Source organism: Longicatena caecimuris (assembly GCF_018406465.1).
Taxonomy (GTDB): domain Bacteria; phylum Bacillota_I; class Bacilli_A; order Erysipelotrichales; family Erysipelotrichaceae; genus Longicatena; species Longicatena caecimuris.
In genome coordinates this window covers 615,693-631,515 of sequence record NZ_AP024510.1, presented here as the reverse complement: position 1 = coordinate 631,515, position 15,823 = coordinate 615,693, and the positions used below count along the sequence as shown (strand labels likewise).

Here is a 15,823-nt window from a genome sequence, read left to right as displayed (position 1 = left end):
CTTATTTCTCCAACTTACGATACAGACGAATCATGCTTTGTACCAGATTTACTTCACTGTTGATAGTCATCAGCGTATCCTGTGCATGGGTGAATAATAAGGTTGTCTGCAGCTCTTCTTCATTGATTGAGCTTTGTATCATATCCGTTTGAATAACATGTGCTTTCGTGATTTCTTTCTTTGCCTGCGTGATCTTGTCTTTTACTTCTTCTTCACTTTTATCATCTAACAGATCATTGATTGCTTCATTGAGCAAATTCCGACAATCACCGGCATGCAGAATGATCTGCATCGCAGCACTATTTAATTGTTCAATCGTTGTTTTATCCATAATAAACCTTCCTTCTTATGCATTGTTTGTTTCCTGTCTTGCGTTTTTACGTGCTGCTAATTTTGCTTTTTGTGCTTCATCCTCTGCTTCTTTCTGTACACATTGCTTATCGTATACCTTAAAGAATGGATAATAGATGATCCAGGATAAGACGAAAATAAATAAGGTAAAGATCAATCCAACCATACCTCCTACAGCATAGGAACAAATAGGTCCAGGCAAATACCAGAAGGAGAATAAAGTCGTTACTTTAGGCAATAAATCAAAATATAAGGCAAACCAGGTCAAGGCCGGTGCTAGTAAACCAATGATCCACATCGGTACCATCAGAATCGGGTTAAAGGCGATTGGTGCACCAAATACCAATGGTTCATTGATGTTACATAAGTTTGGTACCAGACTGGCTTTTCCGATGACCTTACACTTTTTCGATTTTGCCATAAACAACATCATAAGACCTAAAGCCAAGGTACAGCCGCCTCCACCAAGCGTAAAATAATAAGATACTCCATCCGCATTGATAACACTGGCAGCATTTCCGGCTGCTACCGCTGCCTGATTCGCCGCAATTCCTTGCAGGATCAATGCCGACTCAATCGGATAAATGACCCAGGTAGAAATACCAAACGTGTATAAGAAGGTATATCCAACAAAGTATAAGACTACAAAACCAAGGAAACTGTCACCGGCTTTTAAGATTGGTGAGAATAATGTATAAATGCAATCAAAGATACTGATATGGAGCTGGAAAGTAAAGAGCCAGCCAACAAATAAAATCATCAGTATCGGAATTAATGTATCAAACCATACGGTGATAAAATCTGGAATAGCGCTGTCTTCCTTAAAGAAGGAATGAGTAGAAAAAGCATTCATCACAAAACCGACAAACAAGCCGGCAATCAATGCTGCAATCATACCGCCATTTCCTAAAGTAGAACTTTGAAACAAAATATTTCCTGCCTCATCAAAGGTTGGAGATACTAACATCAAAAAGAATCCGATACCAGCCAATCCTGCTTCTTTTTTCGTTTTATTATGGCGTTTCTTTTCCATCAGCAGATATGGTACTAAATATGCTAAGTATAAGGATAATAAGCCCAGGGAAAAAGTAGAAAGTGGGCTAAAATCCGGAAATCCTTCAATCAAGCCGCCAAAAGCGGTCAATACGGTCGTAAATGAACCAATAAAAATCATAGGCATCGCAGTCAGGATAGCCTCCTGGACAGAGGCAATCCACGGATTTCTTGCGAGCTTATTCATTCTCGGTGCGAATTTATCTGTCATCCAATCCATGAATTTTTTCATATGTTTTCTCCTCGTGATTCTATTTCTTAATCACCTTTTACAAAATAACCGCTTGCTTAATTTAACATGCTATGGCAATCTTATCCAATGTATATAGTTCATCAGGGAATTATTTCTAACGTATCTGCTCATAAACATTCCTACGATACCATCGTTTATTAAGCAAGCATTCTACCATTAACGTTCATGCGTTTTCTCATCTTTTAGAAAAGGTAAAGCAAAATCAAGAACGGCATCGCCATCCAATTCCCCATATGCATCTTTGGGGATAATCTGAACAGGAACACCAAATGGATCTGCAATATCCTCTAAATCATGCAGCATGTAGCTAAGATGTGGTCCTACCAACAATAGATCAATATCTTCAATATAATCCTCTACAACAGAGTCACTTCTAGCTTTTACGCCAATTTCAATATTGCGAGCTTTCGCTGCCTGGCGAATGTTTTTGGCCATGAAACCGCTGCTCGCACCGGTGCCACAAACTAATAAAATGTTCTTCATGATCTTCTCCTTTATAATTATGAATGATTTTTATCTGGATTGGTGTTATGATATAAGAGAGATGTATCAAAGTATTCCCGTACTTGTCTGAAGTCATATTCAGCGACGATATATCTCTTTTTCATATTTGCCAATCACATAACTGTCCTCCTTTCCTTATCACACCCTCAGTATAGCGAACACAGTATAACAAGACAAATCAGAAAAGTTCCGTGCAGTAGGAACTTTTTTAATTTGAGCAAAGATTACTTATACTTTATACTTATCGTGTACATATATAATGATGAAGAGTATCTGGGGGCCTTGCATAGGAGAGTGAATAGACATATGAAGGATAATATCTCAATCTTGTTAGACTATCTCTGGCACCATTATGAACATTGGGTAGCTGCCGGTGAGCTATCTTCACTGCTTCATGTTTCCACACGTCAGATACGTAAATATGTCAGTTCACTAAATGAGAATGAAACAAGTCCTTTAGTAATATCATCAAATAAAGGGTATCGATTAAACAGTGCTCAGCAATATTTAGCTTATCGGGAAAAAGGAAGTCAAAATGTGGAAACCCCGCAAACACGGCAAAATCTGATCATTCAAAAACTTATTTCTTCACAAGATGGTATTGATCTATTTGATCTAGCGGATGAATTATTTGTAAGTGAGTCTACGATTGAAAATGATATTCGCAGTATCCGTAAGATTGTTTCTAGCTGTAATGTAACCATACGCAGAGATCATGATTTGTTATATTTAGAAGGCAGTGAAAAAGATAAACGGCGATTAATGAGCCGCTTAATTTCCAGTGATACGTATGATAATTTTGTCTTAAAAGATGAAGTGCGTTTATTGACTTATCATTATCATTTTTGGGATTTCCGTAAAAATCTTGCCGATATTTTTTCACGCAATAATGTATTTGCGAATGATTATACACTAAATAATACGGCATTGCATCTTATTGTCATGATTGATCGTATCCGTAATGCCTGTGAGTTAAATGATCAAGTCGATTTCACACCGTTTCTTGATTCACAACAATATCTTGTGGCACAGGAAATAAAACAGTATATTGAGAAAAACTATCAAATCCATATGAATGATGCTGAAGTTTATAATTTGACGCTTATTATCTCGAACAATACAACGATGATTGATTATTCTTTTATTAATGGCTCTAATATTTCATCTTTTATTGAACAGAAATATATTGATATCGCCCATGCCGTGATTCACAATGTTGAAGAGCGCTATTTACTGGATGCCTTTGATGAAGAATTTATTGCGAAATTCACCATCCATGTTAAGAATCTGTTTAATCGTGTTGCACATAACTATTATGCCAAAAATCCATTGACCGCTAAGATCAAGGCAACGTATCCCTTGATTTATGATATTGCCGTTTATATTGCCCAACAGTTTAAAGAAAATTATGATGTAGTGTTGAATGAGGATGAAATTACCTTTATTTCTTTTCACATCGGCAGTTACTTTGAAAACAATGTGCAATCAAAAAACAAGTTAACGATTCTCTTTTTATATGCCGATTATTACAGCATTCATCAACATACCTTAGAGAAGATCAGCCGTCATTTTGAAGATAAGATAACGATAAAATATGCCGTTTCTATGCCTTCCTATCAGCCCAACATGCTGCATGCAGATTTGATTATTTCAACAGTAGAGGCAAGATTTCCTCAGCCATATGTGTTAATTCATCCATTTCTTACAAATAAAGATATGGCCTTATTGGAAACTACCATTTCTAAGATGTTATCCGAAAAAAACAAACAGAAGCTGAAAGATTTTCTATTTGATTTATTTGATCCTCGCTTATTTTATACGGATGTTCACTTAGATCGTACCCAGCTCATTCAAAAGCTTTGTAACGATGCGATTGCACTGGATTATGCCGAAGCTTCCTTTACACAGGATGTCTTTGCTCGTGAGCATATGTCAAGCACCGCCTTTGAGGACGCTGCCGTTCCTCATTCACTTGGTGATAACGCTAAAAAAAGCTTTATAAGTGTCGTCCTTTGTCCAGATGGTATGCAATGGGGAGTGCATGAGGTGCATATTGTCACCTTACTAGGCGTACATGATGACAGCAGACAAATATTTGCCCAGATCTTTGATCAGTTGATTGAGATTCTTAGTGAACCGGCTTTTTTAAAAGATCTCATCAACTGTCAAGATTATCAAACATTCATTCGCAAGTTAACTGCTTATATGAATGAGGTCAGTGAATAGAAAAAGCAGTTGCTATTCTAACAATCGTTTGTTACCCTTGTGTTATCGCTTTTCTGATGTCATACTATATCTATATAATTGATAAAGGAGTTATCTTATGAACATCTATGAATTTTGGAAAGCCGTCCTAAAACAGGATGAGCAGGAAATCAGAAACTATTTTCATCAGGATGCGAGGATTTGTTGGCATTGTACCAATGAACTATTTACGCTTGATGAATATATTATTGCGAATTGCGAATATCCGGGAGATTGGGATGGGGTCGTAGAAAGAGTAGAGTTACTTGATGATTTGATCATTAGTGTTACACTTGTTTATCCAAAAGATCAAACTGCTTCCTATCATGTTGTTTCCTTTCTGAAGCTACAACAGGATAAAATTATTTCTTTGGATGAATATTGGGCAGATGATGGCAGTGCGCCGCAATGGCGATTGGACAAGCATATCGGAAAGCCTATCAAAGAATAATTTTTAAAGAAATTGGATAAACGTATTGGTAACGCGAAGAAAGGATACCTTTAAAAAGCTGGACTAACCTATTAAAAAACTCATGAAAGAATAACTTTTGACAAATTGGGCTAACATATTGGAAACCCCATGAAAGAATCACCTTTTAAAAAGGAAAGGCACAAAACCCCAAACAGATAAAAAGCAGCTACAGGAAGGATGCAACCTTCATTCGTTAGATTTTAAGTCTAACTTTTGGAGGTCACATTAGAAATCATTCCATGCAAGCTGCTCTTTTTATGATTTATTTTATAGGCTCATTGTCTTTGTTTAAAAGTTCGCTTAGATTCTTTGGCAATTGTTCAATGAAGGATGCCAATGGCACGATTGGTTGAGGTACACCTGGTGAAAGTAATTCTTTATCCATCCAAACAACATCCAACCACTTGTCAAATTTATAGCCGGTATGAGGAAATCTAGCCACTAATTGAAATCCTAACCGCTCATGCATACGCTCACTTTTCGGATTGGGAGAAGTGATACAGGCATATGCATGATGTACCTGCTGTTTCTTTAATAAAATAAATAATACTTTATACAGCATACTGCCAATACCTTTTCCATGAACATCCTTATTGACATATACGCTTAATTCCACATCCCATTGATAAGCCGCACGCTCCTTATAACGATGCGCATAAGCATAGCCTAAAATATTTCCTTCCTCTTCATAGACCAGATATGGATATACCTGTTGTATCACTTCCATACGTTGTTCAAATTCCGTAAGGGAAGGCACTTCATATTCAAAAGTTGCACTATCATGCAATACATATTCAGCATAAATTGCTAATATGCTTGCGGCATCCTGTTTTGTTGCTAAACGTATCATATTCTGTTCCTTTCTTACCCCTTTGTATCATCTATTGTAAAAGAAGACCTTCACATACCCTGTGAAAGTCTATTCTACGATTAGAAAATCAAATTTCTTGGTGTACGTGGGAATGGCTCAACATCACGAATATTCTGCATGCCTGTTAAATACATCAGCATACGGTCAAAGCCTAAGCCAAAGCCGGCATGTTTACAACCGCCATAACGACGCAAGTCCATATACCATTGTAAGCTGTCAGTTTCCATACCCATTTCTTTCATACGCGCTTCTAGCACATCATAACGCTCTTCACGCTGACTTCCGCCAACCAATTCGCCAACGCCTGGCACTAACAAATCACATGCCGCAACCGTCTTATTATCTTCATTGACACGCATATAGAAGGCTTTGATATCCTTTGGATAATCAATCAAGAAGACCGGGCCATTGACTACTTTCTCACATAAGTAGCGTTCATGCTCACTCTGCAGATCCATGCCCCATTCGATTTTGTTATTTTCAAACTTCACATCGGCTTTCTTTAAAAGCTCAATCGCCTCCGTATAAGTCATACGCTTAAATTCACTGTTACGTACCTTGGTGATACGTTCAATGCATTCCTTATCAATCATGCTGTTAAAGAATTTCATTTCTTCCGGTGCATTTTCCAAGACATAATCAATACAATATTTCACCATATCTTCAATAAGATCCATATCATCCTCTAAGTCCGCAAAGGCAATTTCCGGTTCAATCATCCAGAATTCACTGGCATGACGTGTCGTATTTGAGTTTTCGGCACGGAAAGTTGGTCCAAAGGTATACACATCTCGAAAAGCCATCGCAAAGGATTCTACATGCAATTGTCCGGATACCGTTAAAGAAGCGTGTTTCCCAAAGAAATCTTCTTCATACTTTTGATCTTCACGTGTGGTAACTGTAAAGGTTTCTCCCGCACCTTCTGCATCATTGCCGGTAATGACTGGCGTATGTACATAGACAAAGCCCTGGTTCTGGAAGAACTCATGGATGGCCATGGACAATACAGAACGCAGACGGAAAATGGCATAGAAGGAATTCGCACGAGGACGCAAGTGTGGTATCTCACGCATATACTCAAAGCTGTGACGTTTCTTCTGCAATGGATAATCACGATCACAATCACCTTCCAAAACAGCCTCTGTTACTACAATTTCAAATGGCTGTTTACCATCTGGTGTTAATTTTAATTTCCCGGTTACGGTAATAGCTGCGCCGGTAGGATATTTCTCTACTTCCGCGAAGTTTTTCAATTCCTGCATATAAACTAATTGTGCATTGCGGAAATACGTACCATCATTTAATTCGATAAAGCCTAATTTACCGCTGCAGCGATTTGTACGTATCCAACCTTGCAGCTGTACATATTCCAAGCTGTCTAGTTCTACATGAGATGCGCTTAATACGATTTCATATAGTTCGCGAATGGTCATAAATTCAAACATTTCATTTCCTCCTTTTATTCATTAAGGGAACAAAAAAAACGTTCCCTTTCAGGAACGTAAGTTAGTTACGCGGTGCCATCCTGATTCCTGTCAGAAATACCTCTGCTGACAGACATCTTGCTTATCGGATCTTAACGCCATCCTTTCGCGGAATCGTCTACTCTATTCTCCGATTCAACTCCACAGGTGTTCTCCGCTTGCTCGTATGCCTCCGGCTTCCACCATCCCGGATTCGCTATGCATCGTTAGCAGGCATCGTCCTGTTTCAACGTTCTACATTTAAACTGTTTGTTTCAAAAACAAGTTCCTGTATAGATGATACCACATCTACGCTCTTTAATACAACCCCTTTTGGAATTTGTATATGCACATGGGTAAAATCGACCAAACCTGTGATGCCACAGGCAATTAAACGATCTACCGTCTGCTGAATATTTTCACTGATGGCTAAGATGGCGATACGGCAGCCATCCGGAATGCGTTGTTCCAGCTCACTGATATCATATACCGGAATACCGAAACGCACACCCTGGCGATCAGGATTAATATCAAATGCACAGGCAATCTCACCTACAACATAATCCCATTTATTATACTTCATCAAAGCGCGGCCCATATTACCTGCCCCCACCAAAATGATCTTCTCATCGAAATCCATGCCAAGCTGCTGGTTGAATATTTCAATCAGTTTATTGACATCATAACCATACCCTTGTTTCCCCAGATTTCCCAAAAAGGAAAAATCTCGGCGAATCGTCGTTGGTTCAATATTCACAACACTGGCAAGCTCTTTGGACATGATCCTTTCCACTCCTGAGCTTTTCAGTTTCCGCAGTGCTTTCAGATACACCGGATAGCGCTGCAACGTAGCCTTTGGCACATTTTTCTCTGTCATGTTCATCACCTCTGTTAGTATACCACAAATTTTTTTAATTGTGAAGAATTTGTCATTTTGAACTTTTACGGCTTGTACGTACTGTCATACGTATCTCATAGTGCTAATAAAAAGAAGCAAGAAAACTTAGCTTTCCGATATATTATGATGAACAATGCAAGCCTTGCTGCTTATGCATGTCTAACAATAAAGCAAGCAAATGTGGCTGATATGGGATGAAGATTCCCTGTTTGCACATCAGATGCACAGTTTCTAAATCTGCCCAACAAACACCACTGACCTCCTCCTTTTGCAATGTCAGATCTGCTAATCCTCCGGCATAATCAATGGTAAAGAAATCTACTAAGGAATGTTGTCCATAGCTGCGCAAAACCGGCTTACGTTGTTGAAAATCCATATAAATGCCTAATTCTTCCTGCAACTCGCGCTGTGCACATTGCCGGGCATTTTCTCCACTAACAGCACTTCCGCCTATGCCAAAATCCCAATAGCCGGGAAAGCTTTCTTTTTGATCTGAACGTTTTTGTAACAACAGACGACCATCTTTACCAAGAATCAACAGATGAATGACCAAATGGTAATCTCCTATTGCCATCGCATCTCCACGCTTTACCCTGCGTCCAGTACAAATGCCATCTTGTGTATAGATATCCCAGTATTCCATGATTCTTTCCTCCTAACCTTCTGTGATTGCTTTATTGGCTGCGTGATTGATTATGCGCTTGCTCATCACGTGCTTTTCATGTTTTTAATTATATCTTTTTATTCTTTAAATCATTGATCAAGTGCTTTACAAATGCTTACCCGGTACATTCTCCTTTTTCATCATTCACATTCTTTCGCAAGCCTTGTCACGATGGTTTGTATCCGCTCATCATCCAACTGTTTCAAGGTATCCTTAAAGAAAGCCGGATAGGCATCATAGCTTTGATAGTCATCGATCGGTATCCAAACCGCCTCCTCTAAAGGTGTTTTAAGAAATGGCTTTTTTAAATCCTCTTCATGCACAGGTTCTACCAGATAATAAAAGGATACCTCATGATTATTGCCAAGATCTTCTACATCAAAAAAATTCTCATGGATGCATACCAGTCGTTTAACACGAATAGATAAGCCTATTTCTTCCTTTGTTTCCCTGATGATTGCCTCTTCTGCAGTTTCCTGAAACATGATGGCACCTCCCAGTGAATACATAACTTCTTTACCACCTTCCGCTAATCTACCTTTCATCATCAGCACTTTGCCATCACGAACCAAAATCGCACCTGCTCGTAACCGAAAGGTTCCCTTTTCACTATCATAACAATTATCCATAAGCTCATCTCCTTTTTAGCTATGTTAAATATCCATAGCATCAAAAAACTCATCTAGTCTATCCAAAATACTATTCATTATGCCATTGCTTGCTCTAAAACAATGGATATGAAACACATATATTGAAAAAGAATGTGATACCTTATATATTATATTACTTTATATGAAAGAATGTTCAACTAGTAAATACTATTACAAGATAAATTCATAAAATAATATCCATGCGACTAGAGATTTTCCCATACAAAAACCCCCTTTACTGATTTATCCACAGTTCAGGGGGTATATCCAATATTCGGTTTATAAACGTTTCCTCAAGACTTTTCCTTCTATGCGTCCTATCTTTCCAATTCCATGCCAGGATCTGCAGTCAAAGCAAAATCTCCACGCTCTCCATGCTGATAAGCGATGGTACCTGCAACACCGATCATTGCTGCATTATCCGTACAACAAGACAACGGCGGTATGATAAAGGTAACCTCTGGATACGCCTTAGCCATATCCTCACTGATCTTCTTACGCAAACAAGAATTCGCCGCAACTCCACCTGCCAACAACATTTGTTTAGGGTGATACAGCTCCAAAGCTTTCCGTGCTCTTTCCAATAACGCCTCAAAAGCCGTTTCCTGATAAGAAGCAGCCAAATCCTCAGGCAGGAATGTTTCATTTTTCCGCTTACAGCGATCAATAAACTGCAAGACACTGCTCTTTAAACCGCTGAAAGAAAAATCCAATTCATTCTCTGTTTTAGGCTTCGCCAATGTATAAATAGCTTTGCCATCCTTTGCTATCTTATCCACATAGACACCACCTGGATAAGGTAAGCCTAATACACGTCCAACCTTATCACCGGCTTCACCAATTGCATCATCTTGCGTTGTGCCTAAAATTTCAAAGCTCCATTCATCCTTCATATAAACAAGTTCCGTATGTCCACCTGATACAACTAAAGCAAGTAAAGGAAATGCAAGCTCGGTAATTAACTGATTCGCATAAATGTGGCCGGCAATATGATGTACGGGAACTAATGGCTTATCATATGCCCAAGCCAAAGTTTTCGCCGCCTGAACACCAACATGCAAAGAACCAACCAATCCCGGTCCCTGTGTAACCGCGATAGCATCCATATCCGCTACATCCATGTTAGCTTTCTTCAAAGCCTCTTCAATAACCATTGAAATATTTTCCACATGAATACGACTGGCAACCTCCGGAATCACACCGCCAAAATCCTTATGAACATCAATCTGCGTCGCCACCACATTTGCCACGATTTCCTTCGCATTCTTAATGATGGCAACCGCTGTTTCATCACAACTTGATTCAATAGCCAATATATACGTGTCTTTCATATACAATTTCCTCCTAACGCCTTTATCAGAAAATCCGCATCCTCACCATTATCCTGATAATAAGCTTTACGGACATTCACTTTGATAAAATCATAGTGCTCATACAATTTATGAGCAGCTTCATTTGAAACGCGTACTTCTAATGAGATAGTTTCACACTGCTCTTGATTTGCTGTTGCAATCATGACATCCATCAGCAAATGCGCATACTGCTGTCCACGATAAGCCGGTGCAACAGCAATCTTCGCCAACTGACATGTTTCAAACGTAATCCAGAAATCAATATAGCCAATGATCCTATCGTCTACTTCTAACACATAAACATGAGCAAACGGATTCTCATGTAATTCATATCGATATTGTTCCTCTTGCCAAGGCAAGGGAAAGCATTCACTATCCAATGCCGCAACCGCTTCAATATCCTCCACTTGCATTTTACGCAGCATACTACTTCACCAAATACGCATCATTTTCTTTTAAATATCGCGGAGTTAAGGTATGTACATTGTCAATGCGACGCGCTAACGGACGCAATGCCTGGAAATTTTCCACAAAATCCACATCTTCGTGAGCAAGATCAATCAATTCCGTTTCCCCAACTACACGAACATCCTTGTCCTTCAGATACGCTTTCACCTCATCCAGCGTCATGATACCCTCATCCAAAAGGAACTTTCCTTCATCCAATAACGCCGTATACGCACGTGAACTGCGCGCATCCAGCATTACAAACGTATGTGGATGCATACCTGCATACAGCTGCAACGTACTGATGCAATATAAAGGAATATGTTTTCTAGTACATAAAACCTTAGCCACCGTCATCGCAATTCGCACACCGGTATAGCTGCCCGGACCATCCGTTATCACAACTTCATCAATATCATCCGCTTTCCAATGCGCTTCCTCCATTAACGCAATAAGCGCAGGAAATAATGTTTCACTCTGTCGTTTCCAACACTCCTGTGCAAGACTTGCCACCACGTTACCATCTTCCAGTAACACAAAGATCAAATGCTTATGCGCACTGTCCATACATAATGTTTTCATGCTAATGCCCTCTCTATCTCTTCATATGCTTTGCCAATACCCTCAATGATGAACAAACGAACTTCCTCATCAATGCGACGTATTTCGATACGCAAACGTTCTTTCGGCAATTGTTCCTCAATATAATGTGGCCATTCCACTACACAAACGCCATCATCCTCAAAAATTTCCTCAAAGCCCAGATCCTGTGAGATGCCCTCTAAACGATATGCATCAATATGATACAAAGGCATTTTTCCATAATATGTTTTCAAAATGGTAAACGTTGGCGAATTAATGACCTTCTTCACACCCAACGCCTTACCAATAGACTTTGTCAAAGTTGTCTTACCGGCGCCTAAATCGCCACTCAATGTTAATAATGAACCAGGATGCAGCAAATGCCCGATTTTTTCACCAAGCTGTGCTGTTTCCGCTAATGAATGCACGGTAATTTCTATCATACTACTACCTCCATCTATTTTATTACAGTTATCCTCTATAGATACTGTAGGTTTCTCAACCGTATCATTATAGCATATCTTTTCTGCTTAGCTATAGAATTTTGCCACAAGAATAGAAAAGTCCCGCAACTTTCAAGTTTCCTTCTCCAAAATCATAAACAAATACAGCTATATTGTTGATGCAGGTGGTACACGGAAAAGATGGGTGGAAATAAAAAGGGTGTATGAACCCTATGGAAAATAAACAACTTAAAAGCACGGAAAACGCAATTTCTACTTATAAACTACTATGTAAGTACTAGGCAACTACTAGATAACTATTAGAAATCACTCTATTTGCTATGAAGCCTGTCCATAAGGAATGTGTTTGGCTTTCTATCTCTATATAGAAAAAAACCTGTCCTTCTCAGAACAGGTCTTCCTACCTGGCAACGTGCTATCTTTACTGGAGCTCGTCCAGCTATTGTCGCCGCTGAAGTGCTTAACTTCTGTGTTCGGGATGAGTACAGGTGTGTCCACTTCGCTTTCATCACCAGATCGCTTGAGGTCTCTCCCTCAAAACTGAATAACAGTCCAAACATTTCTTGTGATTAAGTCCTCGACCTATTAGTATCAGTCAACTTCACATATCGCTATGCTTCCATCCCTGACCTATCTACCTCGTCGTCTTCAAGGGGTCTTACTTCTTGCGAATGGGAGATCTCATCTTGGAGTAGGCTTCGCGCTTAGATGCTTTCAGCGCTTATCCCTTCCCTACTTAGCTACCCGGCTATGCTCCTGGCGGAACAACCGGTGCACCAGCGGTAGGTCCATCCCGGTCCTCTCGTACTAAGGACAGCTCTCCTCAAATCTCCTTCGCCCACAACAGATAGGGACCGAACTGTCTCACGACGTTCTGAACCCAGCTCGCGTACCGCTTTAATGGGCGGACAGCCCAACCCTTGGAACCGAATTCAGCTCCAGGATGCGATGAGCCGACATCGAGGTGCCAAACCTCGCCGTCGATGTGAACTCTTGGGCGAGATCAGCCTGTTATCCCCAGGGTAGCTTTTATCCGTTGAGCGACGGCCCTTCCATTCGGCACCGCCGGATCACTAATCCCGACTTTCGTCCCTGCTCGACCTGTTTGTCTCGCAGTCAAGCACGCTTCTGCATTTGCACTCGTCGATTGATTTCCATCCAATCTGAGCGTACCTTTGGGCGCCTCCGTTACTCTTTGGGAGGCGACCGCCCCAGTCAAACTGCCCACCTGACACGGTCCCTCATCCCGCTTAGGGATGCAGGTTAGAATTCCAATCAGACAAGAGTGGTATCCCAACAGCGACTCCTCATACACTGGCGTGCATGTCTCTTTGTCTCCCACCTATCCTGTACATCTCTGATCGAAACTCAATATCAGGCTGCAGTAAAGCTCCATGGGGTCTTTCCGTCTAGTTGCGGGTAACCTGCATTTTCACAGGTACTAAGATTTCACCGAGTCTGCTGCCGAGACAGCGCCCAAATCGTTACGCCTTTCGTGCGGGTCAGAACTTACCTGACAAGGAATTTCGCTACCTTAGGACCGTTATAGTTACGGCCGCCGTTCACTGGGGCTTCAATTCATTGCTTCGTATCGCTACTGACAAATCCTCTTAACCTTCCAGCACCGGGCAGGCGTCACCCCCTATACTTCGTCTTGCGACTTTGCAGAGAGCTGTGTTTTAGTTAAACAGTCGCTTGGGCCTCTTCACTGCGGCTTACTTTCATAAGCACTCCTTCTCGCTAACTTACGGAGTCATTTTGCCGAGTTCCTTGGCAACAGTTCTCTCGCTCACCTCAGGATCCTCTCCTTGCCCACCTGTGTCGGTTTTGGTACGGGCCGCTATGGAATATACTAGAAACTTTTCCTGGAAGCTGGCTACATATGCTTCGGTACTTGCCCTTGGGCGTTCCCTTACCTTTCACGCTTTACATCCTGATGACGCATTTCACTGCCATCCTGCTATACGCTTCGCCCACAATCCATTTAGTGGGTCATACTTACCTTCTCCGTCATTCCTTCATTTCCATCGCGGGTACAGGAATATCTGCCTGTTTTCCATCCACTACGCCTTTCGGCCTCGCGTTAGGTCCCGACTTACCCAGGGCGGACGAACCTTCCCCTGGAATCCTTGGGCTATCGGTGTGTAGGATTCTCACCTACATCTCGCTACTCACACCGGCATTCTCACTTCTATGCGCTCCACCACTCCTCACGATATGGCTTCTACGCTGCATAGAACGCTCCCCTACCACTTGTATTCCTACAAATCCGCAGCTTCGGTAGCATGCTTAGCCCCGGTACATTTTCGGCGCAGGGTCACTCGACTAGTGAGCTGTTACGCACTCTTTGAAGGGTGGCTGCTTCTGAGCCAACCTCCTAGTTGTCTGTGCATCCCCACATCCTTTTCCACTCAGCATGCATTTTGGGACCTTAACTGGCGGTCTGGGCTGTTTCCCTTTTGACCATGGACCTTATCACCCACGGTCTGACTGCCGGGCATATCTTATGGCATTCGGAGTTTGATTATACTCAGTACCCCGGGATGGGGCCATCGTACATTCAGTGCTCTACCTCCACATGACTAAGCCTCGACGCTAGCCCTAAAGCTATTTCGGGGAGAACCAGCTATATCCGTGTTCGATTGGAATTTCTCCCCTAGCCACAACTCATCCGCCAACTTTTCAACGGGGGTCGGTTCGGTCCTCCATTCAGTTTCACCTGAACTTCAACCTGGTCATGGCTAGATCACACGGTTTCGGGTCTATGTCATCGTACTCTCGCCCTATTAAGACTCGCTTTCGCTTCGGCTCCGCATCTCCTGCTTAACCTCGCACGATAACATAACTCGCCGGTTCATTCTACAAAAGGCACGCCATCACCCTTTAACGGGCTCTGACTTCTTGTAGGCATACGGTTTCAGGTTCTCTTTCACTCCGCTCCCGCGGTTCTTTTCACCTTTCCCTCACGGTACTGGTTCGCTATCGGTCACTTGTTTATATTTAGCCTTGACGGATGGTCCCGCCTGCTTCCGACAAGATTTCTCGTGTCTCGCCGTACTCAGGATCCCACTAGGCTTCACATCGTTTTCGGATACGGGACTTGCACCCCCTACGGTCGGCCTTTCAATGCCGTTCTCCTAACAATCCTCTTGCCATATCGTGGTCCTACAACCCCATCTCTAGAGATGGTTTGGGCTCCTTCCCTTTCGCTCGCCGCTACTCAGGAAATCACTTTTGTTTTCTTTTCCTCCGGGTACTTAGATGTTTCAGTTCTCCGGGTACCTCTCTCATGGACTATGGATTCATCCATGGATGCCATCCTATTACAGATGACGGGTTTCCCCATTCGGATATCGACGGATCTTTGTGTACGTACCACTCCCCGTCGCGTTTCGCCGTTTGTTGCGTCCTTCTTCAGTTTCAAGTGCCTAGGCATCCACCGTACGCCCTTACTTACTTAATCACTTCTTCGTGTTTTTGCTTTCGGTTTGCTTGAGTATTACTGTTTGTTTAACTTTATACTCGTGAATATCTATTTTGTTTACAACTTTTACG

General features: G+C 41.4%; 14 protein-coding genes and 2 rRNA genes. 2 read left to right on the top strand and 14 right to left on the bottom strand.

What is annotated here, in order from left to right; all coding sequences use genetic code 11:
* Position 1: 1 nt before the first annotated feature.
* The 3 genes from KJS44_RS03060 to KJS44_RS03050 all read right to left on the bottom strand — a co-directional run bounded on the left by KJS44_RS03060 (position 2) and on the right by KJS44_RS03050 (position 2,140).
* Positions 2-331 carry a PTS lactose/cellobiose transporter subunit IIA gene (locus tag KJS44_RS03060; RefSeq protein ID WP_008689837.1) on the bottom strand — a complete coding sequence of 110 codons (330 nt, stop codon included), beginning with the start codon at positions 329-331 and terminating at the stop codon, positions 2-4.
* Between the two features lie 15 nt (positions 332-346).
* Entirely contained in the window at positions 347-1,636 is a 1,290-nt protein-coding gene (locus KJS44_RS03055; RefSeq protein WP_008689838.1) for a PTS sugar transporter subunit IIC, read from the bottom strand.
* A 177-nt stretch (positions 1,637-1,813) separates the two neighbouring features.
* Positions 1,814-2,140, bottom strand: coding sequence for a PTS sugar transporter subunit IIB (locus tag KJS44_RS03050; RefSeq protein ID WP_008689839.1), 327 nt, complete (start codon positions 2,138-2,140; stop codon positions 1,814-1,816).
* A 327-nt stretch (positions 2,141-2,467) separates the two neighbouring features.
* Between KJS44_RS03050 and KJS44_RS03045 the strand changes: the two genes are divergently transcribed.
* A complete protein-coding gene (locus tag KJS44_RS03045) occupies positions 2,468-4,387 on the top strand; it encodes a BglG family transcription antiterminator (protein ID WP_017144564.1) in 1,920 nt (639 codons plus the stop codon).
* Positions 4,388-4,484: 97 nt separating this feature from the next.
* A complete protein-coding gene (locus KJS44_RS03040) occupies positions 4,485-4,856 on the top strand; it encodes a hypothetical protein (protein WP_008689843.1) in 372 nt (123 codons plus the stop codon).
* Positions 4,857-5,139: 283 nt separating this feature from the next.
* Here KJS44_RS03040 and KJS44_RS03035 read toward each other — a convergent pair whose 3' ends face one another.
* The 11 genes from KJS44_RS03035 to KJS44_RS02985 form a co-directional block, all read right to left on the bottom strand.
* Positions 5,140-5,727 carry a GNAT family N-acetyltransferase gene (locus tag KJS44_RS03035; protein ID WP_008689845.1) on the bottom strand — a complete coding sequence of 196 codons (588 nt, stop codon included), beginning with the start codon at positions 5,725-5,727 and terminating at the stop codon, positions 5,140-5,142.
* Between the two features lie 80 nt (positions 5,728-5,807).
* A complete protein-coding gene (asnS, locus tag KJS44_RS03030) occupies positions 5,808-7,193 on the bottom strand; it encodes an asparagine--tRNA ligase (protein ID WP_008689848.1) in 1,386 nt (461 codons plus the stop codon).
* A gap of 265 nt (positions 7,194-7,458) precedes the next feature.
* Entirely contained in the window at positions 7,459-8,088 is a 630-nt protein-coding gene (locus KJS44_RS03025) for a redox-sensing transcriptional repressor Rex (protein ID WP_008689858.1), read from the bottom strand.
* Between the two features lie 142 nt (positions 8,089-8,230).
* The gene (locus tag KJS44_RS03020; RefSeq protein ID WP_008689862.1) at positions 8,231-8,752 is read right to left on the bottom strand and encodes an NUDIX hydrolase; all 522 of its coding nucleotides are present in this window, start codon (positions 8,750-8,752) and stop codon (positions 8,231-8,233) included.
* A 161-nt stretch (positions 8,753-8,913) separates the two neighbouring features.
* Positions 8,914-9,402 (bottom strand): NUDIX hydrolase, encoded by a 489-nt coding sequence (locus KJS44_RS03015; RefSeq protein ID WP_008689864.1) that lies wholly within the window; start codon positions 9,400-9,402, stop codon positions 8,914-8,916.
* A gap of 338 nt (positions 9,403-9,740) precedes the next feature.
* Positions 9,741-10,754 carry a tRNA (adenosine(37)-N6)-threonylcarbamoyltransferase complex transferase subunit TsaD gene (tsaD, locus tag KJS44_RS03010; protein WP_008689867.1) on the bottom strand — a complete coding sequence of 338 codons (1,014 nt, stop codon included), beginning with the start codon at positions 10,752-10,754 and terminating at the stop codon, positions 9,741-9,743.
* Positions 10,751-11,200, bottom strand: coding sequence for a ribosomal protein S18-alanine N-acetyltransferase (gene rimI / locus KJS44_RS03005; protein ID WP_017144563.1), 450 nt, complete (start codon positions 11,198-11,200; stop codon positions 10,751-10,753). The genes tsaD and rimI overlap by 4 nt, the downstream gene beginning before the upstream one ends.
* A gap of 1 nt (position 11,201) precedes the next feature.
* Positions 11,202-11,804 carry a tRNA (adenosine(37)-N6)-threonylcarbamoyltransferase complex dimerization subunit type 1 TsaB gene (gene tsaB, locus KJS44_RS03000; RefSeq protein WP_008689871.1) on the bottom strand — a complete coding sequence of 201 codons (603 nt, stop codon included), beginning with the start codon at positions 11,802-11,804 and terminating at the stop codon, positions 11,202-11,204.
* Positions 11,801-12,247, bottom strand: coding sequence for a tRNA (adenosine(37)-N6)-threonylcarbamoyltransferase complex ATPase subunit type 1 TsaE (gene tsaE / locus KJS44_RS02995; protein ID WP_008689873.1), 447 nt, complete (start codon positions 12,245-12,247; stop codon positions 11,801-11,803). Before tsaE ends, tsaB begins: the two co-directional genes overlap by 4 nt.
* Before the next feature lie 423 nt (positions 12,248-12,670).
* Positions 12,671-12,784, bottom strand: a 5S ribosomal RNA gene (gene rrf / locus KJS44_RS02990).
* Positions 12,785-12,833: 49 nt separating this feature from the next.
* Positions 12,834-15,731 (bottom strand): 23S ribosomal RNA (locus KJS44_RS02985).
* Positions 15,732-15,823: the final 92 nt, after the last annotated feature.

Bases quoted from the DNA above. Each gene is read 5' to 3' on its own strand.
- KJS44_RS03015 (WP_008689864.1), bottom strand. From the start codon at position 9,402: ATGGATAATTGTTATGATAGTGAAAAGGGAACCTTTCGGTTACGAGCA.
- KJS44_RS03035 (WP_008689845.1), bottom strand. From the start codon at position 5,727: ATGATACGTTTAGCAACAAAACAGGATGCCGCAAGCATATTAGCAATT.
- KJS44_RS03050 (WP_008689839.1), bottom strand. From the start codon at position 2,140: ATGAAGAACATTTTATTAGTTTGTGGCACCGGTGCGAGCAGCGGTTTC.
- KJS44_RS03025 (WP_008689858.1), bottom strand. From the start codon at position 8,088: ATGACAGAGAAAAATGTGCCAAAGGCTACGTTGCAGCGCTATCCGGTG.
- KJS44_RS03020 (WP_008689862.1), bottom strand. From the start codon at position 8,752: ATGGAATACTGGGATATCTATACACAAGATGGCATTTGTACTGGACGC.
- tsaD (WP_008689867.1), bottom strand. From the start codon at position 10,754: ATGAAAGACACGTATATATTGGCTATTGAATCAAGTTGTGATGAAACA.
- tsaB (WP_008689871.1), bottom strand. From the start codon at position 11,804: ATGAAAACATTATGTATGGACAGTGCGCATAAGCATTTGATCTTTGTG.
- KJS44_RS03040 (WP_008689843.1), top strand. From the start codon at position 4,485: ATGAACATCTATGAATTTTGGAAAGCCGTCCTAAAACAGGATGAGCAG.
- KJS44_RS03055 (WP_008689838.1), bottom strand. From the start codon at position 1,636: ATGAAAAAATTCATGGATTGGATGACAGATAAATTCGCACCGAGAATG.
- asnS (WP_008689848.1), bottom strand. From the start codon at position 7,193: ATGTTTGAATTTATGACCATTCGCGAACTATATGAAATCGTATTAAGC.
- KJS44_RS03045 (WP_017144564.1), top strand. From the start codon at position 2,468: ATGAAGGATAATATCTCAATCTTGTTAGACTATCTCTGGCACCATTAT.
- KJS44_RS03060 (WP_008689837.1), bottom strand. From the start codon at position 331: ATGGATAAAACAACGATTGAACAATTAAATAGTGCTGCGATGCAGATC.
- rimI (WP_017144563.1), bottom strand. From the start codon at position 11,200: ATGCTGCGTAAAATGCAAGTGGAGGATATTGAAGCGGTTGCGGCATTG.
- tsaE (WP_008689873.1), bottom strand. From the start codon at position 12,247: ATGATAGAAATTACCGTGCATTCATTAGCGGAAACAGCACAGCTTGGT.